Source organism: Microbacterium oleivorans NBRC 103075 (assembly GCF_001552475.1).
Taxonomy (GTDB): Bacteria; Actinomycetota; Actinomycetes; order Actinomycetales; family Microbacteriaceae; genus Microbacterium; species Microbacterium oleivorans.
On the sequence record NZ_BCRG01000017.1, the window covers coordinates 1 to 24,903 of the forward strand.

General features: G+C 69.4%; 25 protein-coding genes. 21 read left to right on the plus strand and 4 right to left on the minus strand.

All coding sequences use genetic code 11. The annotated features are described in order from the left end of the window. A partial coding sequence (locus MO1_RS14115) for an NUDIX hydrolase (protein ID WP_060916396.1) occupies positions 1 to 628 on the plus strand: 628 nt, incomplete at its 5' end. Here MO1_RS14115 and MO1_RS14120 read toward each other — a convergent pair. After that, entirely contained in the window at positions 616 to 1,638 is a 1,023-nt protein-coding gene (locus MO1_RS14120; protein ID WP_060916397.1) for a DUF2510 domain-containing protein, read from the minus strand. The two genes, MO1_RS14115 and MO1_RS14120, sit on opposite strands and share 13 nt — an antisense overlap. Positions 1,639 to 1,770: 132 nt before the next feature. Here MO1_RS14120 and MO1_RS14125 point away from each other — a divergent pair, with 132 nt between their 5' ends. Further along, complete coding sequence (locus MO1_RS14125; RefSeq protein WP_036312573.1) at positions 1,771 to 2,415, plus strand: SDR family oxidoreductase; 645 nt, start codon at positions 1,771 to 1,773, stop codon at positions 2,413 to 2,415. Positions 2,416 to 2,428: 13 nt separating this feature from the next. On the opposite strand, the gene MO1_RS14130 is transcribed toward MO1_RS14125, so the two are convergent. After that, positions 2,429 to 3,220 carry an SGNH/GDSL hydrolase family protein gene (locus MO1_RS14130; protein ID WP_036312571.1) on the minus strand — a complete coding sequence of 264 codons (792 nt, stop codon included), beginning with the start codon at positions 3,218 to 3,220 and terminating at the stop codon, positions 2,429 to 2,431. A gap of 84 nt (positions 3,221 to 3,304) precedes the next feature. On the opposite strand from MO1_RS14130, the gene MO1_RS14135 reads away from it, so the two are divergent. The 11 genes from MO1_RS14135 to MO1_RS14185 all read left to right on the plus strand — a co-directional run bounded on the left by MO1_RS14135 (position 3,305) and on the right by MO1_RS14185 (position 17,290). Further along, entirely contained in the window at positions 3,305 to 4,129 is an 825-nt protein-coding gene (locus MO1_RS14135) for a transglutaminase-like domain-containing protein (protein WP_036312569.1), read from the plus strand. 61 nt (positions 4,130 to 4,190) lie between these two features. Beyond that, positions 4,191 to 5,366 carry a GAF domain-containing sensor histidine kinase gene (locus tag MO1_RS14140; RefSeq protein ID WP_036312567.1) on the plus strand — a complete coding sequence of 392 codons (1,176 nt, stop codon included), beginning with the start codon at positions 4,191 to 4,193 and terminating at the stop codon, positions 5,364 to 5,366. A 30-nt stretch (positions 5,367 to 5,396) separates the two neighbouring features. Then, positions 5,397 to 7,064, plus strand: a complete 1,668-nt coding sequence (locus MO1_RS14145; protein WP_060916398.1) for an arginine--tRNA ligase — start codon at positions 5,397 to 5,399, stop codon at positions 7,062 to 7,064. Between the two features lies 1 nt (position 7,065). Beyond that, complete coding sequence (locus MO1_RS14150) at positions 7,066 to 7,857, plus strand: LmeA family phospholipid-binding protein (protein ID WP_036312563.1); 792 nt, start codon at positions 7,066 to 7,068, stop codon at positions 7,855 to 7,857. 108 nt (positions 7,858 to 7,965) lie between these two features. Next, a complete protein-coding gene (lysA, locus tag MO1_RS14155) occupies positions 7,966 to 9,393 on the plus strand; it encodes a diaminopimelate decarboxylase (RefSeq protein ID WP_060916399.1) in 1,428 nt (475 codons plus the stop codon). Next, a complete protein-coding gene (locus MO1_RS14160; protein WP_060916400.1) occupies positions 9,390 to 10,727 on the plus strand; it encodes a homoserine dehydrogenase in 1,338 nt (445 codons plus the stop codon). The genes lysA and MO1_RS14160 overlap by 4 nt, the downstream gene beginning before the upstream one ends. A gap of 1 nt (position 10,728) precedes the next feature. Further along, positions 10,729 to 11,811, plus strand: a complete 1,083-nt coding sequence (thrC, locus tag MO1_RS14165; protein WP_036312557.1) for a threonine synthase — start codon at positions 10,729 to 10,731, stop codon at positions 11,809 to 11,811. Next, a complete protein-coding gene (thrB, locus tag MO1_RS14170; RefSeq protein WP_060916401.1) occupies positions 11,808 to 12,740 on the plus strand; it encodes a homoserine kinase in 933 nt (310 codons plus the stop codon). Before thrC ends, thrB begins: the two co-directional genes overlap by 4 nt. A gap of 163 nt (positions 12,741 to 12,903) precedes the next feature. Further along, positions 12,904 to 15,003 (plus strand): transcription termination factor Rho, encoded by a 2,100-nt coding sequence (rho, locus tag MO1_RS14175; RefSeq protein ID WP_036312554.1) that lies wholly within the window; start codon positions 12,904 to 12,906, stop codon positions 15,001 to 15,003. A gap of 10 nt (positions 15,004 to 15,013) precedes the next feature. Beyond that, the gene (prfA, locus tag MO1_RS14180; protein ID WP_060916402.1) at positions 15,014 to 16,093 is read left to right on the plus strand and encodes a peptide chain release factor 1; all 1,080 of its coding nucleotides are present in this window, start codon (positions 15,014 to 15,016) and stop codon (positions 16,091 to 16,093) included. Between the two features lie 30 nt (positions 16,094 to 16,123). Beyond that, on the plus strand, positions 16,124 to 17,290 hold the full coding sequence (locus MO1_RS14185; protein WP_060916403.1) for a MalY/PatB family protein: 1,167 nt from the start codon (positions 16,124 to 16,126) through the stop codon (positions 17,288 to 17,290). 4 nt (positions 17,291 to 17,294) lie between these two features. On the opposite strand, the gene epsC is transcribed toward MO1_RS14185, so the two are convergent. After that, positions 17,295 to 17,900: a serine O-acetyltransferase EpsC gene (epsC, locus tag MO1_RS14190; RefSeq protein ID WP_060916404.1), complete on the minus strand. Its 606-nt coding sequence runs from the start codon at positions 17,898 to 17,900 to the stop codon at positions 17,295 to 17,297. A 29-nt stretch (positions 17,901 to 17,929) separates the two neighbouring features. Beyond that, on the minus strand, positions 17,930 to 18,865 hold the full coding sequence (gene cysK, locus MO1_RS14195; protein WP_018188635.1) for a cysteine synthase A: 936 nt from the start codon (positions 18,863 to 18,865) through the stop codon (positions 17,930 to 17,932). Positions 18,866 to 18,996: 131 nt separating this feature from the next. Between cysK and prmC the strand changes: the two genes are divergently transcribed. From prmC to MO1_RS14240, 8 genes are all read left to right on the plus strand, one after another. Next, positions 18,997 to 19,887, plus strand: a complete 891-nt coding sequence (gene prmC / locus MO1_RS14200) for a peptide chain release factor N(5)-glutamine methyltransferase (protein WP_036312547.1) — start codon at positions 18,997 to 18,999, stop codon at positions 19,885 to 19,887. 68 nt (positions 19,888 to 19,955) lie between these two features. Beyond that, on the plus strand, positions 19,956 to 20,651 hold the full coding sequence (locus MO1_RS14205) for an L-threonylcarbamoyladenylate synthase (RefSeq protein WP_060916405.1): 696 nt from the start codon (positions 19,956 to 19,958) through the stop codon (positions 20,649 to 20,651). Next, the gene (locus MO1_RS14210) at positions 20,648 to 21,808 is read left to right on the plus strand and encodes an MraY family glycosyltransferase (protein ID WP_036312543.1); all 1,161 of its coding nucleotides are present in this window, start codon (positions 20,648 to 20,650) and stop codon (positions 21,806 to 21,808) included. The genes MO1_RS14205 and MO1_RS14210 overlap by 4 nt, the downstream gene beginning before the upstream one ends. Further along, on the plus strand, positions 21,805 to 22,299 hold the full coding sequence (locus MO1_RS14215; RefSeq protein ID WP_036312541.1) for a Cg1360 family ATP-synthase-associated protein: 495 nt from the start codon (positions 21,805 to 21,807) through the stop codon (positions 22,297 to 22,299). The genes MO1_RS14210 and MO1_RS14215 overlap by 4 nt, the downstream gene beginning before the upstream one ends. Positions 22,300 to 22,428: 129 nt before the next feature. Beyond that, a complete protein-coding gene (atpB, locus tag MO1_RS14225; protein ID WP_076707952.1) occupies positions 22,429 to 23,220 on the plus strand; it encodes a F0F1 ATP synthase subunit A in 792 nt (263 codons plus the stop codon). Positions 23,221 to 23,266: 46 nt separating this feature from the next. Continuing rightward, positions 23,267 to 23,512: a F0F1 ATP synthase subunit C gene (gene atpE, locus MO1_RS14230; RefSeq protein ID WP_036312539.1), complete on the plus strand. Its 246-nt coding sequence runs from the start codon at positions 23,267 to 23,269 to the stop codon at positions 23,510 to 23,512. 31 nt (positions 23,513 to 23,543) lie between these two features. Continuing rightward, on the plus strand, positions 23,544 to 24,095 hold the full coding sequence (locus tag MO1_RS14235; protein WP_036312537.1) for a F0F1 ATP synthase subunit B: 552 nt from the start codon (positions 23,544 to 23,546) through the stop codon (positions 24,093 to 24,095). Beyond that, entirely contained in the window at positions 24,095 to 24,883 is a 789-nt protein-coding gene (locus MO1_RS14240; protein WP_060916407.1) for a F0F1 ATP synthase subunit delta, read from the plus strand. Before MO1_RS14235 ends, MO1_RS14240 begins: the two co-directional genes overlap by 1 nt. Positions 24,884 to 24,903: the final 20 nt, after the last annotated feature.

Below are 24,903 nucleotides of genomic sequence, written 5' to 3' on the forward strand. Positions count from 1 at the left end.
CCGAAGCATGCCCGCCGTGCCGGGGGCGCGGCCGGCCGCCGTGCTCATCCTCTTCGGAGTCCTCGACGACGTGCCGGCCGACCGCGAGTACTCGGCGGGCGCCGTTTCGCGCGATCTCGACGTCCTGCTCCTGTCGCGCGCCGAGACTCTCCGAGCCCATCCCGGCCAGGTGGCCTTCCCCGGTGGCCGGGTCGACCCGGGAGATGCGGATGCCGTCGCGGCATCCCTGCGCGAAGCGTGGGAGGAGACCGGGCTCGACGTCGCGGGGGTGGAGGTGCTCGGCACCCTCGAGCCCATCCCGCTCGAGCACTCGCAGCACCTCGTCACCCCGGTCCTCGCCTGGTGGCGACGTCCATCACCCGTCCGCGTGGTCGACGAAGCCGAGTCGGCGGACGTGTTCCGGGCCCCCGTTGCCGACCTCCTCGATCCGGCGCACCGCGGCATCACCGTCATCCGCTCCGAGCGCGGCGAGTTCCGCGGGCCCGCCTTCCTGATCCCGACGGCTCGGGGCGATCGCCTCGTCTGGGGGTTCACGGCGATGATCCTCGACGGTCTCTTCTCGCGCCTGGGCTGGAACGAGCCGTGGGACGAGGACCGCGTCATCCGCCTGCCGGGTCAGAACGAGTAGTAGTCCTGGTAGTCCGACAGCAGCAGATCCGTCGCATCCTGGGGTACGAGGTAGGCCACGAGGCCCGTGACCGTGTCGCCTTCGACGATGGTGCCGGCATCCGCGAGGAGGGTCGTCTCATCTGCGGCCACGACGAACGACGTCGGGTAGACCGCACCGTCGGGCGTGGCGAGGGAAAGGTCGTAGGTCGCGTAGGCGGCGGGGATCCCATCGGGATCGATGCCGGTCACGGCCATCTCCACCAGGACGTATTTCTTGCCCTCGGTGCCGGTCGCGTTGTACTCGTTCCAGGAGAGGACCTCGTCGGTCGCGTCCTCATCGACGATGCGGGCCTCCGCCGAGTACTCCGGCGAGCTCGACGTTCCGCCGATGTACGGGAGGGGGAGCGGCTCGTCGAGCGAGCCCTCACCTGACTCCGGGGCGTTCGGCTGGATGTCCGGGACGGTCGGCGAGGCCTCGGGCTGGGGCGCCGAGTCGTAATAGTCGTCGTTGTAGGTGCCCGCGGGCGACCAAATAGCGATGGCGATCGCGAAGCTGACGAACCCGGCCCAGATCAGGGCGAACCCGGCAAGGATCGTCCCCGTCAGTGCGAACCCCTTCGGCTGCCGGCGCACGAGCGCCATGATGCCGAGGATCGTCCCCGTGACTGCGACGAGGAAGCCGAAGAACGGGATCCAGGCGAAGATGAACGCCGCGATACCGACCGAGAGCGCGGCGATCGCCAGACCCTGAGGACGGGACGGTGGCAGCGGGCCGGTCGGGTAGCCCGGGTAGGCGGGGTACGCCGGCGGCATACCCGGGGCGGGGGAGCCGTAGGCGGCGCCGGTTGCGTACGGCGGCAGCTGCGGCGCGGCCGGGGCGGGGATGCCGGGGTTCGGTGCGCCGTGCGCCGCGGCGGCCTCCGGCGGCAAGTACGCGGGCGCCGCGTGCCATGCCGCGCCGTCCCAGTACCGCAGCTCATTGTCGGCGTGCGGTGCCGGATACCATCCGGCAGGCGTCGTCTCGCTCACGTCTGAATCCCCCTCGTTCCCACGGTTCGAAGGCGGACCGCGCCGCCTTCCACGTCGAGAGTACAAGCGCAAGGGCAGGCGCTTCATCGCCTGTCCGACGTAGCGTCGGGGGTTGACGAAAGGAGCCTCACCATGGCACACATCACGATCATCGGCGGACACGGAAAGGTCGGCCTGCTCCTCGCCCCCCTCCTCGTCGAGGCGGGACACGAGGTGACCTCCGTCATCCGCAACCCGGACCACAGCGACGACATCGTCCGCACCGGTGCCACCCCGCTCGTGGCCGACGTCTCGTCATCCGACACCGACTCGATCACCGAGATTCTGGCTGCCAGCGACGCCGTCGTGTGGTCGGCCGGCGCCGGGGGCGGTTCCGCGGAGCGCACGTACGCCGTCGACCGGGATGCGGCGATCCGCTCCATCGACGCGGCTGTCGCCGCCGAGGCGCGGCGCTACCTGATGGTCTCCTACTTCGGCGCAGGCCCCGACCACGGTGTCGACCCGTCCGACGACTTCTTCGCGTACGCGGAGTCGAAGGCCGCAGCCGACGAACACCTGCAGAAGGCCGACCTGGACTGGACGATCCTGGCTCCGTCTGCGCTCACTCTCGACGAGCCGACCGGAAGGATCGATGCAGACGCCGACGAGGGGACCTCGGTCTCTCGTGCGGATGTCGCGGCCGTGATTGCGGCAGCTCTTGCAGACCCGAGCACGATCGGGCGCACGATCTCGTTCAATAACGGTGACCAGCCGATCGCCGAGGCGATCAGCGCCTGAGCGTTCTCCCCTGTCAGGGGACCACGGGTGCCGGTTCGTCCTCGAGGGTCGTGCCGGCATCCGTCGTGGCGCTTCGCTCGGTGAGCGCTGCGAGCAGTTTCTCGGCCAGGTACGCGTGCCCGCGGTCGGACGGATGATTGCGGCCCGCACCTGTGTCGATCATCTCGAGGTAGTTTGCGGGCGTGAGCCACTGCTCCTGCAGCGGCGAGAGGTACCACCAGTGACGATCGGCTGCGGCTGCCTTCAGGTCGCCGTCGATGCGGATGGTGCCCTCGTGAACCGGGAACTGATGGGGGGCCGGTCCGAGGATGACGACCTGAGCGCGCGGGTAAAGGCGCTCGAAGGTGTCCCAGGTCGCATCCACGGCTTCGCGGTAGCCGCGCTCGCCCTTGAGGCGATCGTTGATGGAGCCCTGGATGATGATCAGGTCGTAGTCGGCCGTCGGGTCGAGCGACGTCGCACGGGCACCGAAGTCGGGCCGGTCCACTCCGGGCGACAGGTAACCCGAACCCTTCACCCCGTCGACGGTGACGTTCCACCCGCTGAGCCAACCCAGACGGTAGGCGTACCCCTCTGTCGGTCGCGTGGCCGCGGCGCCCCACGTCCACGAGTCCCCGAACACCAGCACGTTGGCGTCGGCGGGAATCGACAGCGGCTCGACGCTCGCGACGCCACCGCCGGAGGCTGCGGCTTCGACGGTGGGAGTGGTCCGCCACGGCTGCCAGGCGGCCAGTGCGACGATCGCGGCCACCCCGGCGGCGACGATGGCCACCCCCCAGCCACGCGCTCGTCGTTCAGAGGTCATGCGAAGAGGGTAAGCGATCGACAGCGGTTTCCCTGCCTCCGGTCAGCCCGCCGCCCGGCATCCTCCTCGTGCGAGGATTGATCGGTGCAGCGTGTCGTCAGAGCGGAACTCGACCTTGACGTCGAAGGGGAGCTCGACCTCATCCTTTCCGTCGCCGTCGCCGCCGGAGTTCCGGTCGCTCACGAGCAGCTCTGGATCGAGCGTGACGGTGAGGAGCTCGTCCCCACCGTGGTGACGGATGCCGTCGGCACCCGGCTGCACCGCATCCGCCTCGATGCCGGGCCGCTCCGAGTCCGTTACGACGCCCGCGTCGAAGGGAGGGCGGAGGCCGCCCCGGCGTCGGAGCTCGACACCGCCATGTACCTGCGTCCCAGTCGCTACTCGCCGTCCGACTCCGTCTTCGCACAGGCGCGACGCCAGTTCGGCGGAGTCCGAGGCACCGACCTCCTCGCGGCCGTCGAGGCCTACGTCGCTGAGACCGTCACCTATTCGCCGGGACTCTCGCTCGGGACGGACTCCGCGGTCACCACCCTCGCCACGGGGCAGGGCGTCTGCCGCGATTACGCTCACCTCGTGATCGCCCTGTTGCGCGCGATGGACGTGCCGGCGCGCTACGTCGCGTGCTACGCGCCGGGCCTCGTCCCGATGGACTTCCACGCCGTCGCAGAGGCGTGGGTCGACGGGCGCTGGCGGGTCGTCGATGCGACCCGGCTGTCGAACCGCCGTGGTCTCGTCCGCATCGCGACGGGTAGGGATGCCGCGGATTGCGCGTTCCTCAGTTACTACGGCGCGAATCTCGCTCTGCAGCGGATGTTCGTGGATGCCCATGTCGAGGGGCTCGACGAGGTTGTGGCGACGGCATCCGACCCGCTCCGCGACGACCGCACGGAACTCATCTCACTGGCGTGACGCCATCTCCGCCGCGGAGGCGGCGCGGTGGATATGGTGATGCCAACAACTCGGGGAGCAGATGGTGAAAACGGCTGACGACGCGATACGTCGCGCGATCATCGAGCAGTACGGCGTGCTCGGTGGGGCGCCCGAGCCCGATCTGCAGGGCCTCGTGCAGTTGGCGGCCACGGTCTGCGGCGTCCCCACGGCCGTCATCAACATCATCGACGACCGCTTCCAGCACCAGATCGCCGCTGTCGGCATCGAGCCCGCGGTGTGCAGCCGCGAGGACTCGATGTGCGCGGTGGTGTTCCGAAAGCCCGGGCACACCGTGGTCAGCGACGCGACCCTCGATGAGCGCTTCGCCGGCAACCCCTTCGTGACCGGCGAAGTGGCCAACGTCCGCTTCTACGCCTCGAGCCCGCTCGTCACCCCGTCGGGAGTTCCGATCGGCACGATCTGCATCTTCGACGACAAGCCGCGCGAACTGCCCGAGGACGAGAGCGCCGCGCTCGCCCTCATCGCCCATCAGATCGTCGACGTCCTGGAGCTGCGTCGCCTGACGCGCGAGCTCGGCGAGTCGAACGAACAGCTGGAGAACTTCGCCGCGCAGGTCGCTCACGATCTCCGCAACCCGCTCACCGCGTTGACGGGTTACATCGAACTCGCCTCCGAGGTGCCCGAGGTCGCCGGCCTCCCCGCCGCCTCCCGTGCCCTGGCACGCGCCGAGTCCGTCGCCGACCGCATGTCGGGCATGATCGCGCGTCTGCTCGACTACGCCAGCGTCGGCGGAGCGCCCATCCGCCGCAGTGCGGTCGACATCGCTCCCCTGGTCGCCGCCACGATGGAGGACCTGCGGACGGGCGGCCACGACCACGGCGCCGAGGTGACGGTCGACGCATCCGTCCTCGTGCCCGCCGACCCGACCCTCCTCGGTGTCCTGATGCAGAACCTCGTCGGAAACGCCGTGAAGTTCGCCGGTGCCGGTGGGTTGACCCCGCAGATCGCGGTGGCGGTGGGAACGGTCGTCGCGGGCGTCCGGATCACGGTCGATGACAACGGACCGGGTGTGCCGCTCGCCGAGCGCGAACTCGTCCTCGAGCCTCTCGAGCGCGGATCCAACGTCGACGTCCCCGGCTTCGGCATCGGTCTGGCGACGTGCCGCCGCATCGTCGAGTCCCACGGCGGTCGCATGGGCATCGACGACTCGCCGTCGGGTGGTGCCCGGCTCTGGGTGGTCCTGCCGTCGGCGTGAGGATCGGCTGAAACGTAGACTTGACGGGCTATGACTCCCGAAGCCCTCGCCGCAGCCCTTCTCGCCGTCGTCTCCCCGCTCGTGGAGGCGCGACGACCCGGCTCCGGTGAGGCACTGACGCTCACCGACTTCCCCGTCGAGCGCCCGAAGAACCGCGACCACGGCGACTGGGCCTCGAACGCGGCTCTGAAGCTGTCGAAGCAGGTCGGCGTGAACCCGCGCGAGTTCGCGGCCGAGGTCGCGGGCGCGCTCGCCGCAGTCGACGGCATCGCCTCGGTCGAGGTCGCCGGTCCCGGGTTCATCAACATCCGACTGGATGCCGCCGCTGCCGGCGCGCTCGCCAGGACGATCGTCGAGGCGGGCACCGCCTTTGGTCGTGGTCGCAGCCAGGAGGGGAACACGATCAACCTCGAGTTCGTCAGCGCGAACCCGACCGGCCCCATGCACATCGGCCACACGCGCTGGGCGGCTCTCGGCGATGCGATCGCCCGCCTGCTGCTCGCCAGCGGTGCGACCCTCGTCCGCGAGTTCTACATCAACGACGCCGGCGCGCAGATGGATCGCTTCGGTCGCTCGGTGCTCGCCCGCATGCAGGGCGAGCCGGCTCCGGAGGACGGCTACGCCGGCGCGTACATCGACGACCTCGCGACGCGTGTCGCCGAGGCCGAGCCTGGGATCGCCGACCTGCCCGAGGACGAGCGGGTGGCCGCGGCCCGCGACAAGGCCTACGAGCTGCAGCTCGCGGAGCTCCAGGCATCCCTCGCCAAGTTCAACGTCCACTTCGACGTCTTCTTCAGCGAGCGGACGCTTCACGCCGAGGGTGCCGACGGCGGCCCGAGCCTCGTCGATGAGGCCGTCGACCGCCTGCGTGCCCAGGGCCACGTCTTCGACGCCGATGGCGCCGTGTGGGTGCGGACGACCGACTTCGGCGACGACAAGGACCGCGTCATCCGTCGTTCCAACGGCGAGTACACCTACTTCGCCGCCGACGCCGCGTACTACCTGAACAAGGGCGACCGCGGCTTCGCGCACAAGATCTACCTGCTGGGTGCCGACCACCACGGTTACGTGCACCGCTTGAAGGCCCTCGCCGGTGCCGCCGGCGACGACCCCGAGAAGGACATCGAGGTGCTCATCGGGCAGCTCGTCTCCATCAACGGGGCGCGGCTGTCCAAGCGCGCGGGCAACATCATCGAGCTCGACGACCTGCGGGAATGGCTCGGCACCGACGCGCTCCGCTATTCGCTGGCGCGCTACCCGGCCGATTCGCCGTTGACGCTCGACCCCGAGATCCTGCAGAAGCGGACGAACGACAACCCGGTGTTCTACGTGCAGTACGCCCACGCCCGCACGCACAATGTCGCCCGGAACGCGGCAGACTCCGGCGTCGCCCGCGACGCCTTCGCGCCGGAGCTGCTGACGCACGAGACGGAGTCCGCACTCCTCGGAGCGCTGCAGGAATTCCCCCGCCTGGTCGCCTTCGCGGCCGAGCTCCGCGAGCCTCACCGCATCGCCCGCTACCTCGAGGAGCTTGCGAGCCTGTACCACCGCTGGTACGACTCCTGCCGCGTCACGCCCCTCGGCGACGAAGAGGTCACAGACGTGCACCGCACGCGCCTGTGGCTCAACGACGCCACCGGTCAGGTTCTCCGCAACGGCCTCGACCTGCTCGGTGTCAGCGCGCCCGAACGGATGTGACATGACGACCGTGACGGAGGTCCGGCCCGCTCGTCGTCGTCCGCGTCGACGTGGCGCGTGGCTCGTCATCACGCTCCTCGTGATCGTGGGACTGCTGGTCGCAGCGGAGGTCACGGCGCGCATCGTCACGCCGCAGATCATCCGCGATCGCATCGTCGAGAACGTCGGTCTTCCCGCTGATCAGAAGATCGACGTCGACATCCCCGCGCCGCTTCTGCTCCCGCTGCTCGTGGTGGGGCAGCTGCCGGAGATCCGGCTCACAGCCGACGACGTCGAGCTGAACGGCATCACGGCGGACGTCGACGTGACGGCGCAGGACGTGCCGATGTATCGGGATGCCGACTGGTCCGGCGCGAACGCGACGGTCGTCCTGAATCAGGCCCAGACCCGCGCACTGCTGTCGAAGGTCGACGGGTTCCCCGTCGATTCGGTCACGCTGAACCCGCCCGAGGTCGCCGTCGACACCGACGTGAGGGTCTTCGGAGCGTCCGTTCCGGTCGGGGTGAGCCTGTCGGCCGACGCGCGTGACGGTGAGATCGTGCTGTCGCCGACGACGTTCCGCCTCGCCGGTGCCGACCTGTCGGCGGACGCGTTGCGCGCGCAGCTCGGCCCGCTCGTCGGATCGCTCCTGGAGGAGTGGCCGGTCTGCGTCGCCCAGTACCTGCCGAAGGCCCTGACGCTGACGGGCGTCACGATCGAGGATCGCGGAATCGTCGCCGACTTCGAGATCGACAGCTCGATCCTGCGCGACAAGGCAGCCCAAGCGTCCGGCTCCTGCAGCGACGCCTCGTAGCGTCACCGAGCCGGGAGCTGTGGCCCCGGTGCCCTAGACTGTGGGCACTGTCGGGGCGTGGCCACACCGCCCGACGTACCCGTTCCCCCTTTCGATTGGTGCCCCTGCGTGTCCACCACCTCCGAACGCCCCGCCGTGCCCGAGTGGCTCTTGCCGCCCGACGATGCGAATGCGCTCTCGGAGAGCGTCTGGCCGACCGGGGCGTCACGTGACGAGGCGGGGGCGATCGTCTTCGGCGGCGTCTCGGCGACCGAGCTCGCCGCGCGATTCGGTACGCCGCTCTACGTCGTCGACGAAGACCTCGTCCGCGCCCGGGCCCGCGAGGTCCTGACGGCGTTCCAGGATGCCGCGGCCCGCCACGGCGGCACCGCGCGGGTCTACTACGCCGGCAAGGCGTTCCTGACGACCGACGTCGTGCGTTGGGTCACCGCGGAGGGCCTCAACGTCGACGTCGCCAGTGGCGGCGAGCTCGCGGTCGCCCTCGCCGCGGGCGCCGACCCGGCTCGCCTCGGACTCCACGGCAACAACAAGCTCGTCCCGGAGATCGCCCGCGCGGTGCGGGTGGGCGTCGGCTCGATCGTCATCGACTCGCTCGTCGAGATCGAGCGCATCGCCGATGAAGCCGCCGCGCAGGGCGTCGTGCAGACCGTGCTCGTCCGTGTCAACAGTGGCGTCCACGCCGAGACGCATGACTTCCTGGCGACGGCGCACGAAGATCAGAAGTTCGGTTTCACCCTGACGGATGCCGAAGCGGCGGTCGCCCGCATCCGCGAACTGCCGTCACTCCGCTTCGCCGGTCTCCACTGCCACATCGGCTCGCAGATCTTCGGCACCGCCGGGTTCGCCGAGTCGGCGGCGCGCGTCGTCGAGGTGCACGCGCGCCTCCTCGAAGGGGGAGACGTTCCTCTTCTGAACCTCGGCGGCGGGTTCGGCATCGCCTACACGTCGAAGGACGACCCGACGCCGATCGCGGAGCTCGCGGACGGCATCGTCGCGGCGGTCGCCCGCGAGTGCGAGAGCCGCGGCATCCCGCTCCCCGAGCTCGCCTTCGAACCGGGCCGCACCATCGTCGGCCGCGCGGGAGTGACCCTCTACAGCGTCGGCACGGTCAAGCCCGTCCGCGTCTCCGACGACCTCGAGCGCCTCTACGTGAGCGTCGACGGCGGTATGAGCGACAACGCGCGGACGGCGCTCTACGGCGCGGATTACACCGCCCGCGTCGCGAGCCGCCGCAGCGACGCGGAGCCGGCGCTGACGCGCGTGGTCGGCCGCCACTGCGAAGCCGGCGACATCGTCGTGTCCGCCGAGTACCTGCCCGCGGATGTGGAGCCGGGTGACCTGCTCGCCGTCGCGGCGACCGGGGCGTACTGCTTCTCGCTCGCGAGCAATTACAACTATCTGACCCGTCCTCCTGTCGTCGCCGTCGCCGGTGGTACCGTGCGGTTGATCGTCCGCGGCGAGGATGAGAACGACCTGCTGGCGCGCGACCTCGGCGTCGCACCGGCCGCATCCCGTACCCCCGAGGAGTCCGCATGATCGAACCCCGTCGCCTCCGCGTCGCCCTGCTCGGAGCAGGCGCCGTCGGATCCCAGGTCGCACGCCTGCTGCTGACCCACGCCGACGAGCTCGCCGACCGCGCCGGTGCGCCTCTCGACCTCGTCGGCATCGCCGTCCGCGACGTCGACGCCCCCCGCGAGGCCGACCTGCCGCGCGAGCTGTACACGACGGATGCCGACACGCTCATCGCCGGCGCCGACATCGTCATCGAGGTCACCGGCGGGCTCGAGCCGGCGCGCACCCGCATCCTCCACGCCCTCGCCTCCGGCGCCGACGTCGTCACGGCCAACAAGGCGCTCCTCGCGACGCACGGCAGCGAAATCTTCGACGCCGCAGACCAGGTCGGTGCGACCGTCGCGTACGAGGCCGCCGTGGCCGGCGCCATCCCGATCATCCGTCCGCTTCGCGATTCGCTCGCCGGCGACCGCGTCCGCCGGATCATGGGCATCGTCAACGGCACGACGAACTACATCCTCGACCGCATGGACCGCGAGGGACTCGGCTTCGACGAGGTCCTCGCCGAAGCGCAGCGTCTCGGGTACGCCGAGGCCGACCCGACGGCGGATGTCGAGGCCTACGACGCCGCTCAAAAGGCGGCGATCCTCGCGAGCCTCGCCTTCCACACCTCGGTGCCACTCGACGCCGTCCACCGCGAGGGCATCACGTCGGTGGATGCCGGTGTCATCGAGGCCGCCCGCAAGGCGGGCTACGTCGTCAAGCTGCTGGCCGTCTGCGAGCGGCTCGTCGACCAGCCCGACGCCGCGCCGACGGGCGAGGCCATCTCGGTTCGGGTCTACCCGGCGCTCGTTCCGCGCGAGCACCCCCTGGCTTCCGTCCACGGCGCGAACAACGCCGTGTTCGTCGAGGCCGAGGCCGCAGGCGACCTCATGTTCTACGGCGCGGGAGCCGGGGGAGTGCAGACCGCCTCCGCCGTCCTCGGCGACGTCGTCTCGGCGGCGCGTCGGCACGTCGCCGGTGGCCCCGGCGTCGGTGAGTCGACGCGTGCGAACCTTCCGATCGTGCCGATCGGCCGCATCCGGACGAGCTGCCAGATCACCCTCGAGGTCGACGACAAGCCGGGCGTGCTCGCCACGGTCGCCGGCATCCTCAGCGACGGGAGCGTGTCGATCGCGACCGTCGAACAGACCACCTCGGGCGACGCCGTCGCCCGGGAGAGCGGGGATGCCGTCGCGCACCTCGTCATCGGAACCCACACGGCCCGGGAGCAGGACCTGGCCGACACCGTCGAACGGCTCGCTGCCACCAGCGCCGTCCGTCGCGTGGTCTCGGTCCTGCGGGTAGAAGGAGATTGACATGGCACATGTCTGGCGCGGAGTCCTCCGCGAGTTCGCCGACCGTCTGGGCGTCACCGACGCGTCGACGGTCGTGACCCTCGGCGAGGGCGGTACCCCCCTCATTCCCGCAGCGTCGCTGTCGCGCATCACGGGTGCCGACGTCTACATCAAGTTCGAGGGCATGAACCCGACGGGCTCGTTCAAGGACCGCGGCATGACCGTCGCCCTCTCCCGTGCCGTCGAGCACGGCGCCGAGGCCGTCATCTGCGCGTCGACGGGCAACACGTCGGCATCCGCCGCGGCGTACGCCGCGCACGCGGGCATCACGGCGGCCGTCCTCGTCCCCGAGGGCAAGATCGCGATGGGCAAGCTCAGCCAGGCCGTCGCCCACAACGGCAAGCTCATCCAGATCCGCGGCAACTTCGACGACTGCCTCGAGATCGCGCGCGAGCTCGCCGGCGGCTACAAGGTGCACCTCGTCAACTCGGTCAACCCCGACCGCATCGAGGGCCAGAAGACCGCCGCCTACGAGGTCGTCAGCCAGCTCGGCGACGCCCCCGACTTCCACTTCATCCCCGTCGGCAACGCGGGTAACTACACCGCCTACTCGCGCGGCTACCGCGAAGAGGCAGAGCGTGGCGTCGCGACCCGGGTGCCCCGCATGTTCGGCTTCCAGGCCGAGGGCTCCGCACCGCTCGTCCGCGGCGAGGTCGTCAAGAACCCCGAGACCATCGCCTCCGCCATCCGCATCGGCAACCCCGCCTCGTGGGACCTCGCCCTCGAGGCTCGGTCGGCGACCGACGGGTGGTTCGGAGCGATCGACGACGAGCGCATCCTCGCGGCGCAGAAGCTCCTCGCCGGCACCGTCGGCGTCTTCGTCGAACCGGCCTCCGCCATCAGCGTCGCGGGTCTGCTCGACCGTGCCGAGGCGGGCGTGATCCCGAACGGCGCGAAGGTCGTCCTGACCGTCACCGGTCACGGTCTGAAGGACCCGCAGTGGGCGCTTCGCAACCCCGACGGCTCGCAGGTCGAGCCGCTCGTCGTGGATGCTGCGACCAGCGAGGTCGCGTCGGCGCTCGATCTCACCCGCGTGGCGGGATGACGCTCGCCGGGCGCAGCGTCGCCGTTCGCGTCCCCGCGACGAGTGCCAACCTCGGCCCCGGGTTCGACACCCTCGGTCTCGCCCTGAGTGTGCACGACGAGCTCGTCGTGACCGCGCTGGAGGGACCGGGCCTCGAGATCGAGGTCTCCGGTGAGGGAGCCGTGGACGTTCCGACGGATGGCTCGCACCTCGTGGTCCGCTCGATGGCGTACGCGTTCGAGGCGGCCGGTCGGCCGATGCCCGGCATCCGTCTGCGCGCCCACAACGTGATCCCGCACGGGCGGGGGATGGGCTCCTCGGGGGCCGCCGTCGTCGCCGGACTGCTGGCGGCGCAGGGGCTGCTCGAGGGCAATGTCACCCTCGGTCCCGAGACGCTGCTGCGGCTCGCGACCGAACTCGAGGGGCACCCTGACAACGTGGCGCCGGCGCTCTTCGGCGGTCTGACGATCGCCTGGATGGACCAGAACGGGCCGCAGCACAAGAAACTCGCGGTGCACCGCGGCGTCTCGCCGCTCGTCTTCGTTCCCGAGTTCACGATGTCGACGTCGGTCGCGCGCGGTCTCGCACCTCTGCACGTCACGCGAGAGGACGCAGTCTTCAACGTGTCGCGGTCCGCTCTTCTGATCGCGGCGCTCATGCAGAGCCCCGAGCTCCTCATGGCCGCGACCGAGGACAAGCTCCACCAGTCCTACCGCGCCGAGGCGATGCCCGCGACCGATGCTCTCGTTCAAGGATTGCGCGCCGCGGGCTTCGCGGCGGTCGTCTCCGGCGCGGGTCCGAGTGTCCTCGTCCTGGCGGACGGGCCGGGTCGTCGGCTCGAGGCCGTCGACTACGCGGCCTCGGCGACCGACACGCCTTGGAAGCCCCTTCTGCTGGCCGTCGATGTACGGGGTGGTACAGTGAGGGACCATACGGAGGATGCCACGTAATCACGTGAATCTGCCCTCCATCGCAAATCTGCGAACCACCGCACACCCCTTCTGACGGGCCTGCGCAACTCTGTGCCTGCGCGAACACCCCGCTGAAGATTCGGCCCCGTCGTGGACGGGACCACCTGCGGTTATGACTTTCCACATCTGAAAGGGAGAACTCGTGGAGTCCATCTCCGAGATCCAGACCGGCGACGACGTCGCCACCGGCGGCGCCGCTGCCGACGAAACCACCACGGATGCCGCTGGCACCGAGCCGACCGCGAACACGCCCGTCGACACCGCCGAAGAGGCACCCGTCGACGACGAGGCCGCCGAGGCTCAGTCCGCTGAGGCCCAGCCCGCTGAAGCCCCGGCCGCTGATGAGGCCGTCACCGAGCAGCCGGTCGCCGAGAAGCGCCCCGCTGCCAAGCGTCTGACCGCCGCGGAGAAGGCGGCCGCCGCAGCCGAGAAGTCTGCCGACGCCGCCGCGGAGAAGTCCGCCGATGAGCAGCCGGCCGAAGAGAAGCCCGCGAAGGCACCGCGCAAGCGCGCACCGCGCCGTGCCAAGAGCACCGATCTTCCTGCCACTGAGGCCGTGCCCGTCGAGGCTGCGCCCGTCGCCGAGGAGACCCCCGCCGTCGAGACTCCGGCCGTCGAGACTCCCGCTGTCGAGGCGCCGGCTGTCGAAGCCGACGCGCCCGCCGCCGACGCGGATGCCGCGACCGACGCTTCCGCGGAGCAGGCACCCGCCGACTCGAACGGTTCCCCCGCAGCAGCCGCCGACGACACCGATGGTGCCGGCGAGGGCAACAGCCGCAGCCGTTCGCGCAGCCGCAGCCGCAGCCGCAACCGCAACAAGGGCGAGAACGCTCAGAACGGCAACGGGCAGAACGAGAACGCCCGCGGCGGCAACGCCCAGAACGACAACCAGCGTGGCGAGAACCCCCGTGGCGAGAACGCCCGTGGGGGGAACACGCAGAACGCGCCGGCCGACAAGCCCGCCGTCGATTCGGCGTCCGACGACGACCAGGGCCAGGGCCAGGGACGCGGCCGTCAGCGCAACAAGCGTCGTGGGCAGACCACGAATGACGAGTTCGACACCGAGATCGGCGAGGACGATGTCCTCATCCCGATCGCCGGCATCCTCGACGTCCTCGACAACTACGCGTTCGTCCGCACCACCGGTTACCTCCCGGGTCAGAGCGACGTCTACGTCTCGCTCGGCCAGGTCAAGAAGTACAACCTCCGCAAGGGTGACGCCGTCGTCGGCGCGATCAAGCAGCCGCGCGAGGGCGAGCAGTCGAGCCGTCAGAAGTACAACGCGCTCGTCAAGGTCGACGCCGTCAACGGCCTGTCGGTCGAAGACGCCGCGACACGTGTCGAGTTCGGTCAGCTGACCCCGCTCTACCCGCAGGAGCGTCTGCGCCTCGAGACCGCGCCCGAGAAGCTCACGCAGCGCATCATCGACCTGGTCGCCCCCATCGGCAAGGGTCAGCGCGGCCTCATCGTCGCGCCCCCGAAGGCGGGCAAGACGATCGTGCTGCAGCAGATCGCCAACGCGATCGCGACGAACAACCCCGAGGTCCACCTCATGGTCGTCCTCGTCGACGAGCGTCCCGAAGAGGTCACCGACATGCAGCGGACGGTCAAGGGCGAGGTCATCGCCTCGACCTTCGACCGCCCCGCCGAGGACCACACGACGGTCGCCGAACTCGCCATCGAGCGCGCGAAGCGCCTCGTCGAGCTCGGCCGCGACGTCGTCGTGCTGCTCGACTCGATCACCCGCCTGGGCCGTGCGTACAACATCTCGGCGCCCACCTCGGGCCGTGTGCTCACCGGTGGCGTCGACGCGTCGGCGCTCTACCCGCCGAAGCGCTTCTTCGGTGCGGCGCGCAACATCGAGAACGGCGGATCGCTCACGATCCTCGCGACCGCGCTCGTCGAGACCGGCTCCAAGATGGACGACGTCATCTTCGAGGAGTTCAAGGGCACCGGCAACAGCGAACTGCGCCTGTCGCGTCAGCTCGCCGACAAGCGGATCTTCCCCGCGGTCGACGTCAACGCGTCGAGCACGCGCCGCGAGGAGATGCTCCTCTCGGCCGACGAGGTCAAGATCACGTGGAAACTGCGTCGCGCCCTCGCGGGCCTCGACCAGCAGCAGGCTCTCGAGGTCGTCCTCGGCAAGCTCAAGGAGACGACGTCCAACGTCGAGTTCCTCGTGCAGATGCAGAAGTCGATGCCGGCCCCGGCTGCCGGCGGCCACGAGAACAGCATCCGCTGATCCTCGAGCCGTGTTCGAGTCCGTCCAGACGCTGATCGACGAGCACCGCGCGGTTCAGGAGGAACTCTCCGACCCCGCGGTGCACGCCGATGCGTCGCGCGCCAAGCGCGTCAACCGGCGGTACGCGGAGCTGTCGCGCATCGTCGCCGCCTATGACGCCTGGCGCGAGTCGGAGGAAGACCTCGCAGCGGCGCGCGAACTCGCGAAAGAGGACGCGGCCTTCGCCGAGGAGGTCCCCGCTCTCGAGCAGCGCCTCGCCGACACGCAGGAAAAGCTCCGGCGCCTCCTCATCCCGCGCGACCCCGACGACGCGCGCGACGTGATCCTCGAGATCAAGGCGGGGGAGGGCGGTGCCGAGTCGGCGCTGTTCGCCGCCGATCTCCTCCGCATGTACCTGCAGTACGCGGCATCCCGCGGCTGGAAGACCGAGCTCCTCGAGCGGAACGAATCCGACCTGGGCGGCTACAAGGACGTTCAGATCGCGATCAAGGGTTCGTCGACCGATCCCGCGCAGGGGGTCTGGGCGCACCTCAAGTACGAGGGCGGCGTGCACCGGGTGCAGCGGGTACCCGCGACGGAGTCGCAGGGCCGCATCCACACCTCCACGACGGGGGTGCTCGTCTTCCCCGAGGTCGACGAGCCCGAAGAGGTGCAGATCGATCCGAACGACCTGAAGATCGACGTCTTCCGCTCGTCGGGCCCCGGCGGTCAGTCGGTCAACACCACCGACTCCGCTGTCCGCATCACACACGTGCCGTCCGGCATCGTCGTCTCGATGCAGAACGAGAAGAGTCAGCTGCAGAACCGCGAGGCCGGTATGCGCGTCCTCCGCGCACGGTTGCTGGCCAAGCAACAGGAAGAGCGGGATGCCGCGGCATCCGACGCGCGCCGGTCGCAGATCCGCGGGATGGACCGTTCCGAGCGCATCCGCACATACAACTTCCCCGAGAACCGCATCGCCGATCATCGCACCGGGTACAAGGCATACAACCTCGACCAGGTGATGGACGGCGCTCTGGGGCCCCTCATCGATTCCGCGATCGCCGCGGATGAAGAGGCCCAGCTGGCGGCTGTCGGCTCGGAGGGCTGACCCGGTATCGGCCGGGCGAAGGAGGAGACCGTGGCATCGCACGCATTCGACGGCATCACCGAGGATCAGCTCCGCTCCCGCGGCAGCATGAAGTGGACGGCTCACCCCGGCATGATCGGTGCCTGGGTCGCCGAGATGGACTTCGGTGTCGCCCCCGTCATCCGAGACGCCCTCGAGCGCGCGCTCGACGACGGCGCCACGGGGTATCTCCCCACCGCCTTCTCGGCGGAGCTCGCTCAGGCGACCGCGGCCTGGTACGCCAGGGCCAGCGGCTGGGAGGTCGACCCCGGCCGCATCCATCCCCTTCCCGACGTGATCTCGGCGTTCGAACTCGCGATCGAACGGTTCAGCGCCCCGGGCTCGGCGGTCATCGTCCCGACGCCTGCCTACATGCCCTTCCTTTTCGTGCCCGAGATGCACGGGCGCCGCGTGATCCAGGTGCCGAGCATCGAGGTCGACGGTCGGATGACGATGGACCTCGACGGCGTCGCCGCGGCCTTCGATGACGGCGGAGGACTGCTCGTCATCTGCAACCCGCACAACCCGCTGGGTACCGTCGCTACCCCGGCCGAGCTGACCGCGATCGCCGAGGTGGTGCACGCGAAGGGTGGTCGGGTCTTCTCCGACGAGATCCACGCGCCTCTCGTGTACGCACCCGCGCGTCATGTTCCCTACGCCTCGGTCTCCGACATCGCTGCGGGCCACACGGTGACCGCCGTCTCGGCCTCGAAGGCGTGGAACCTCGCCGGCCTCAAGTGCGCGCAGATCGTCCTCTCCAATGAGGCGGACGCGACCGCGTGGGACGAGTTCGGTCCGTGGGCCGGCCATGGCACCTCGACGCTCGGCGTCATCGCGAACACGGCGGCGTTCACCGACGGCGGGCCCTGGCTCGACGACGTCGTGACCTACCTCGACGGCAACCGGCGTCTGCTGGTCGAGCTTCTCGCAGAGCACGCGCCGCGGGCGCGGGTGCGGATGCCGGAGGGCACCTACATCGCGCTCGTCGACGTGCGGGACTACCGACTCGAGGGGGATCTGGGGGAGTGGTTCCGCGAGCACGCCGGAGTCGCCATGACCGACGGGCTCGCCTGCGGTGAAGCTGCCGCGGGACACGTCCGCTTCGTCTTCTCGCTGCCGCGCCCGCTCCTGCGCGACGCCGTGGAGCGTATCGGTCGGGCGCTCGCAGCCCTCGACTGACGACTCAGATTTGGTACTCGGGCGCCATCAGGATCGCCCGGGTGTCCTCGTTCGTCGCGCGCCGCCGCGCCCGCGCCGGCACGCCCACCAGGACCGAATCCGCAGGGGCATCCTTCGTGACGACGGCGTTCGCGCCGATCACCGAGTGTGCGCCGATCACGATGGGTCCGAGGATCTTCGCCCCCGCTCCGACGGCGACGCCGTCTTGGAGGGTCGGATGCCGCTTGCCGGCATTCCGTGTCCGTCCGCCGAGCGTGACGCCGTGGTACAGCATCACGTCGTCGCCGACCTCAGCCGTCTCGCCGATGACGACGCCCATGCCGTGATCAATGAAGAAGCGCCTGCCGATGCGGGCCCCGGGGTGGATCTCGATCCCGGTCAGCCAGCGCGAGATCTGCGAGATGGCCCGCGCGGAGAACCGCCGCCCGCGCCGCCACAGGGCGTGCGCGACCCGGTGGCTCCACACGGCGTGGAGCCCCGGGTACAGCAGCGCGATCTCGAGACCACCGCGCGCTGCGGGGTCCCGCAGCTTGGCGGAGGCGATGTCCTCACGGACGGAGCCTGCCGCGGAGGCGAGGCCGCGGCCGAACGAGGAGGCGATGCGGGGCACGGCGGACCTTTCGGGGAGCGTCGTGCGGATCAGTCGCGGAACTCCTCGAAGAGCGCCGTCGAGAGGTAGCGCTCACCGAACGAGGGGATGATGACGACGATGTTCTTACCTTCGGCCTCGGGGCGCGCAGCGACCTGGAGCGCGGCCCAGATGGCGGCACCCGACGAAATGCCGACGAGGATGCCCTCGGTCGTCGCGACCTTCTTCGCGGTCTCGATCGCGTCGTCGAAGGTGACGTCCTGGACCTCGTCGATCACGCCCTGGTCGAGGATCGGGGGGATGAAGTTCGGGCCGATGCCCTGGATCTTGTGGGGACCGGGCTTGCCCTCGGTCAGCAGCGGCGAGTCCTTGGGCTCGACGGCGACGACCTTCGCGGACGGCACCCGCTCCTTCAGCACCTGACCGACACCGGTGATCGTGCCGCCCGTGCCGATGCCGGCGACGAAGTAGTCGACGGCGCCGTCGGTGTCGCGGAGGATCTCCTCGGCGGTGGTCTTCCGGTGGATCTCGACGTTGGCCTGGTTGGCGAACTGCTTGGCGAGGACGGCGCCGGGGGTCTCCGCGGCGATGCGCTCAGCTTCGCCGACCGCACCCTTCATGCCGAGGGAGGGGTCGGTCAGGACGAGCTCGGCCCCGTAGGCGCGCAGCAGCATCCGACGCTCGACCGACATCGACGAGGGCATCGTCAGGATGACCTTGTACCCGCGCGCTGCTCCGACCATCGCGAGGGCGATGCCGGTGTTGCCGCTCGTGCCCTCGACGATCGTGCCGCCGGGCTTCAGCTCACCCGAGGCTTCGGCGGCGTCGACGATGGCGATGCCGAGGCGGTCCTTCACGGAGGATGCCGGGTTGTAGAACTCGAGCTTCGCCAGGATCGTCCCGGGCAGGCCCTCCGATACGCGGTTCAGTCGGACCAGGGGAGTGTTGCCGAATGCGCTGGTGATATCGGAGTGGATGCCGGTCATGGGATGCCTTCCGTGCGAATGGAGAATCGGGTCGCGGTTCAGGTAGCCGCGATGCGCCCACCAGCCTACGGTCCCCGCCATCACCCGTGGCCCCGTGTGACGGCGCACTGCGCGGTATCCTGGGGTTTCCCATGTCGACTTCACGGATCTCCGACGCGCCCGCGGGCAGCGACCTCGCTCCTCTTGTGCGGAGCGCGGCCGAGCGGCTCGCCGCGGCCGGCGTCCCGTCCGCCGACGTCGACGCTGAGCTCCTCGCGGCCCACGTCCTCGGCATCGGTCGCGGCGAACTCGCTGCGGCGATGATGCGGGGCGCTCGGATGCCGGAGCCCGAGGCGACCCGGTTCGCGCAGTTCATCGAACGGCGCGCCTCCCGTGAACCGCTGCAGCACCTCACGGGCAGGGCGCCGTTTCGCCATCTGGAGCTGCGGGTGGGACCCGGCGTGTTCGTCCCTCGTCCCGAAACAGAGATGGTCGCACAGCTCGCCATCGACGCGCTTCACGAAGCTCCGGGGCCGGAGCCGGTCGCCGTCGACCTCGGCACCGGCAGTGGCGCCCTTGCCCTGTCGCTCGCGACCGAAGTGCCCCACGCGCGGGTGCATGCGGCGGAGAACTCCGTCGACGCGTTCATCTGGGCGAAGGAGAACTTCGCCGAGCTCGCCCCTCACGCGCGCCTCGCGTTCATCGATCTCGCCGACGCCTTCCCCGATCTCGACGGCACCGTCTCGGTCGTCGTCTCCAACCCCCCCTACGTGCCTGACGACGCCATCCCGCGTGACCCCGAGGTCCGCTTCTGGGACCCGCCCGCCGCGCTCTACGGCGGAGCCGATGGCCTTGATGTCGTCCGGATCCTCTCCGGTGTCGCCCTCCGCCTCCTCCACCCGGGCGGCACGCTCGTCATCGAGCACGGCGAGTGGCAGGGCGCCGGCATCCGCGACCTGCTGACGGCCGACGGGTGGCGCGGAGCGGCGACCCATCCCGACCTCACTCTGCGCGACCGCGCCACGACTGCCCTCCGTCCCTGACCGACCGCTGATCGCGCTCCGCCGTTTCGCAGGCGGGCCAGGTCACCTCCTCGTAGAATGCTCCGGATATGTCTCCCGTCCTCGACTGCCGTGACGCCGATCAGTTGCTGCCCGCTCTCCGCCAGGCGCGCCAAGCGATCGGCCGCGGCGAACTCATCGTGATGCCGACCGACACCGTCTATGGCGTCGCGGCCGACGCGTTCAACGCGTCCGCCGTGGCGCGTCTGCTCGCCGCCAAGGGCCGCGGGCGGCAGTCCCCGCCGCCGGTACTGGTTTCGGGAGCGGACACGATGCGCGCGCTCGTCGCAGAGGTGCCCGGGGCGGTCGACCGCCTCGTCGAGCGTTTCTGGCCCGGGGGACTGACGATCGTGCTTCCTGCCCAGCCGTCCCTCCGGTGGGATCTCGGCGAGACCCGCGGCACCGTCGCGGTCCGCATGCCGAACGACAAGTTCGCGCTCGAACTGCTCGAGGACACCGGCCCGCTTGCCGTGTCGAGCGCGAATCTCACGGGCAAGCCCGCCGCCCTCGAGATCGAAGCGGCGATCCAGATGCTCCGCGACAGCGTCTCCGTCTACCTCGACGGCGGCCTCGTCGACACCGGCGTCGCCTCGACGATCATCGATGCGACCGGTCTCGTCGGTCGCGACAGCCGTCCCGTGACCGTGCTCCGCGAGGGCGCCGTCTCGCGCAGCGACCTCCGCGAGGTGCTCGGCGACCTCCTCGAGCCCGACCCGGTCGACCCCGACGAATCCGACGCCGCGTGAGGGACTACCTGTTCGCGTTCGTCATCACCGGCGGACTCACCTTCGTCTTCTCGTGGGTCGTCTGGCGCGTGGCGATGAAGTTCGGGCTCCACCCGGCCATCCGCGAGCGGGACGTCCACAAGAACCCCACCCCGCGCCTCGGTGGTGTGGCGATGTTCATCGGGATGCTGGGCTTCTTCGTCCTGTCGTCCCAGCTGCCGGCTTTCGCGATCGTGTGGCAGGAACCCTCGATGGTGTGGTCGCTGCTCGGTGCCGCCGCTCTCATGGTGGTGGTGGGCGTCGCCGACGACCTGTGGGACCTCGACTGGATGATCAAACTCGGCGCGCAGTTCGTCGCCGCATGGATCGTCGTGTTCCTCGGCGGCATCCAGATCTTCTATCTGCCCTTCGGGCAGCAGGTCGTCGTCTCGAGCTGGGTGAGCATCAGCCTGTCGATCCTGCTCATCGTCATCGTCATGAACGCCGTCAACTTCATCGACGGACTCGACGGTCTCGTGGCGGGCGTCTGCCTTATCGCGAACGCCGTCTTCTTCGCCTACTCGGCGATGCTCGTGCGCGACTTCGACAACAGTGAGCAGAGCAACACCGGCGTCTTCATCGCCATCGTGCTGCTCGGGATGTGCGCCGGCTTCCTGCCCTTCAACTGGAATCCGGCCCGCATGTTCATGGGGGATGCCGGTGCGCTGCTGCTCGGACTGATGATGGCGTCGTCCGCGATCGTCGTCACCGGAAACCTGCCGCCGAACCTGCTGAGCGACAATGACCTCTTCGGCCGCTCCCAGCTGCTCGGTGCCTTCATCCCGGTGATCCTCCCGGTCGTGATCGTCCTCCTCCCACTCGTGGACTTCGGACTCGCCGTCGTCCGGCGGATGGGGCAGGGCAAGTCGCCGTTCTCTCCCGACCGCAAACACCTCCACCACCGGATGCTCGACATGGGGCACACCGACCGCAACGCCGTCTTCGTCTTCTACGCGTGGACTGCGGTCGTGTCCCTCTCCGTCCTCCTCATGTACATCGGGACGACGAAGGGCTGGCCGGGGCGTTATTGGCCCGGCGTCGTCTTCCTCGTCGTCGGGTGCATCGCCTGCGTCATCGTCACCCTTCCCCCTGCGCGCCGCACCCGGCGGGTCGTGCCCCAACGGAAAGTCCTCTCATGAGCACCCCGACCTCCACTCCGCTGCTCCGGACCACGCTCGTCTGGTCCGCGATCGTCACCGCTGTCCTGGTCGTCCTGGGCGGGGTGATCGGATTCCTGACCGCGGGTGTCTCGGGCATGTCGAGCGCCCTCGTCGCCGTCCTGTTGGCGGCGGTGTTCCTGGGATTGACCATCGTGTCGATCCTCGTCGCCAACCGTTTCTACGGTGACCCGCTCTTCGTCCCGATCTTCTTCGGCGCGGTCATGGGTGGCTGGATCCTGAAGTTCGTCGTCTTCTTGATCGTGCTCTTCGTCCTCCGCGATCAGCCGTGGCTGACGCCGATGGTGTTCTTCGTCGCCCTCGTGGTCAGCATCGTGGCGTCCCTCGTCGTCGACGTCGTCGTCATGATCCGCATGCGCATCCCGGCCGTCAGCGACGCCAGCCTGCCCACCGCCGCGCAGGTCGACGAGGGCGAACGGCGCCCGGGGGACACCAGCACGCCGCGGGACTGATACGCTGTTCTCGAGCCCGCCTGAACCCCGACGGGAACGTCTGCGGAGTCAGCTCACCGACCATCGTCGCCCGATCGTAAGATCGACGCCCCGAAGCTGGAGCCAGCGCTGTTTACTCAAGCTGCGACCCTGATCGCTACTGCCGCCGAAAAAGCCCCTGACGAGTTCCACGGACCGTCCATCTCGGAGTTCTTCCCGGAGACGATCTTCCAGATCGGGTTCCTCGAGGTCAACCGGATCCACCTGATCCAGTTCCTGTCGACGATCGTGATCGTCCTCATCTTCTGGCTCGGCACCCGCCGCATGACGGTCGTCCCCGGCCGTTTCCAGAGCGTCGTCGAGATGGGCCTGGACTTCGTCCGCGTCAACATCGCCGAAGACCTGCTCGGCAAGAAGGACGGCCGCCGGTTCCTGCCGATCCTCACCACGATCTTCTTCATGGTGCTGTTCATGAACATCACGGGAGTCATCCCGGGTCTGAACATCGCCGGAACGTCGATCGTCGCCGTCCCGCTGCTTCTCGCACTGGTGGCGTACGTGACGTTCATCTACGCAGGCCTCAAGGCGAGCCCCGGGAACTTCTTCCGCAACTCGCTCATGCCTCCCGGGCTGCCGTGGTTCCTGTACATCCTGATCATCCCGCTCGAGTTCCTCTCGACGTTCATCATCCGGCCCGTCACTCTGACGCTCCGACTGCTGATGAACATGATCGTCGGGCACCTCATGCTGGTCCTGTTCTTCGCAGCGACGCAGTTCTTCCTCTTCACCCTGGGCGGCTGGTTCTCGGCGCTCGCGGCCGGAACGCTCGCCTTCGGGTTCGCCTTCACGCTGTTCGAGATCTTCGTCGCCTTCCTCCAGGCATACGTCTTCGCCATCCTCACCGCGGTCTACATCCAGCTCGCGGTGGCAGAAGAGCACTAAGCGGTCCGGCGCACGCCGAGCCATCCAACCGAAAGGAAACACCTCCGTGGACGCAACTACGGTTCTCGCCGCCCTGCACGGCAACATCGCCACCGTCGGCTACGGTCTTGCCGCCATCGGTCCCGCCATCGGCGTGGGCATCGTCGTCGGAAAGACGATCGAGGGCGTCGCCCGTCAGCCCGAGCTGGCCGGTCGTCTTCAGGTCCTGATGTTCATCGGTATCGCCTTCACCGAGGCGCTCGCGTTCATCGGCATCGCGACGTACTTCATCTTCACGAACGTCACTCCGTAATCTCGCTTCGATCGCACTGTAAGGAGACAGGATGCTGAACGCTCTTGTCATTGCTGCCGAAGAAGGCGAGTCGTACAACCCGCTGATCCCGGCGATCTACGACATCGTCTGGTCTGCGGTCTGTTTCGTCGTGATCCTCTTCGTCTTCTGGCGGGTCGCCCTGCCCAAGATGCAGGTTTTGCTCGACCAGCGCGCTGCTGCCATTGAAGGCAACATCGCGAAGGCCGACGAGGCCCAGCGCAAGGCCGAGGCTGCCCTCGAGGCGTACACGGCTCAGCTGGCCGAGGCTCGCAAGGAAGCCGGCGAGATCCGTGAGACGGCCCGCGAGGACGGCAAGAAGATCGTCGCTGAGGCGAAGGACAACGCGTCGGCCGAGGCCGCGCGTCTGACCTCCGCCGCGCACAGCCAGATCGAGGCCGAGCGTCAGACCGCTCTGGTGTCGCTGCGGAGCGAAGTGGGCACGCTTGCCCTCGACCTCGCCGGCGGCGTCATCGGCGAGACGCTCTCGGACGACGCCAAGGCCAAGTCCGTGGTCGACCGTTTCCTGGCTGACCTCGAGTCTTCTGAGAAGGCGGCGAAGTAATGGGTAGCGCGACCACTCAGGCTCTCGCGGCGACGACGTCGGCCCTCACGGCCGCGCCGAGCGTCGACCTCGATGTCGCCCGCGAGCTTTTCGCCGCGGTCCGCGTCCTGGCCGGCTCGTCGCAGCTGAGCGGCGCGCTCTCCGACGCGTCGGTGCCCGCCGAACCTCGACGGAACGTCGTGTCGAGCGTCTTCGGCGGGTACTCGGCAGCGACCGTGTCGGTTCTCGACGCGGCCGTCGCAGAGCGTTGGTCCTCCGCGGCCGACCTGATCTCCGGGATCGAGGAGGCCGGTGTCCGTGCCGCCGCGATCGCCGCGCCCCAGGTCGACCTCGAGGCGGAGCTCTTCTCCGTCGCGCGGACCATCGCCGCCAACCCTGAGCTGGAACTCGCCCTGGGCAGCCGCCTGGGCGACTCCACCGCGAAGGGTGCGCTCATCGAGAAGCTGCTGGGCGGACGGGCCTCCGAGCCGACGGTGATCATCGTCTCCTCGCTCGTTCAGGTTCCCCGTGAGCGGCGCGTCCGCTCGATGCTCAGCCGTGCGCTGCGCGTGGTCGCAGATCAGCGCGGACGCGCGGCGGCAACGGTGTTCGCTGCGTCCACGCTGACCGCCGACCAGACCTCGCGTCTGCAGAGCACCCTCGCGGCGCGCTACGGCACCGAAATCTCGCTGAACGTCGTCATCGACCCGTCGGTCGTCGGCGGTGTCCGCGTCGAGATCGGCGACGACGTGATCGACGCCACTGTCTCGTCGCGACTGAGCGATCTCCGCCACCGCCTGGCGGGCTGACTTTCCCGCTCCACCGAGGA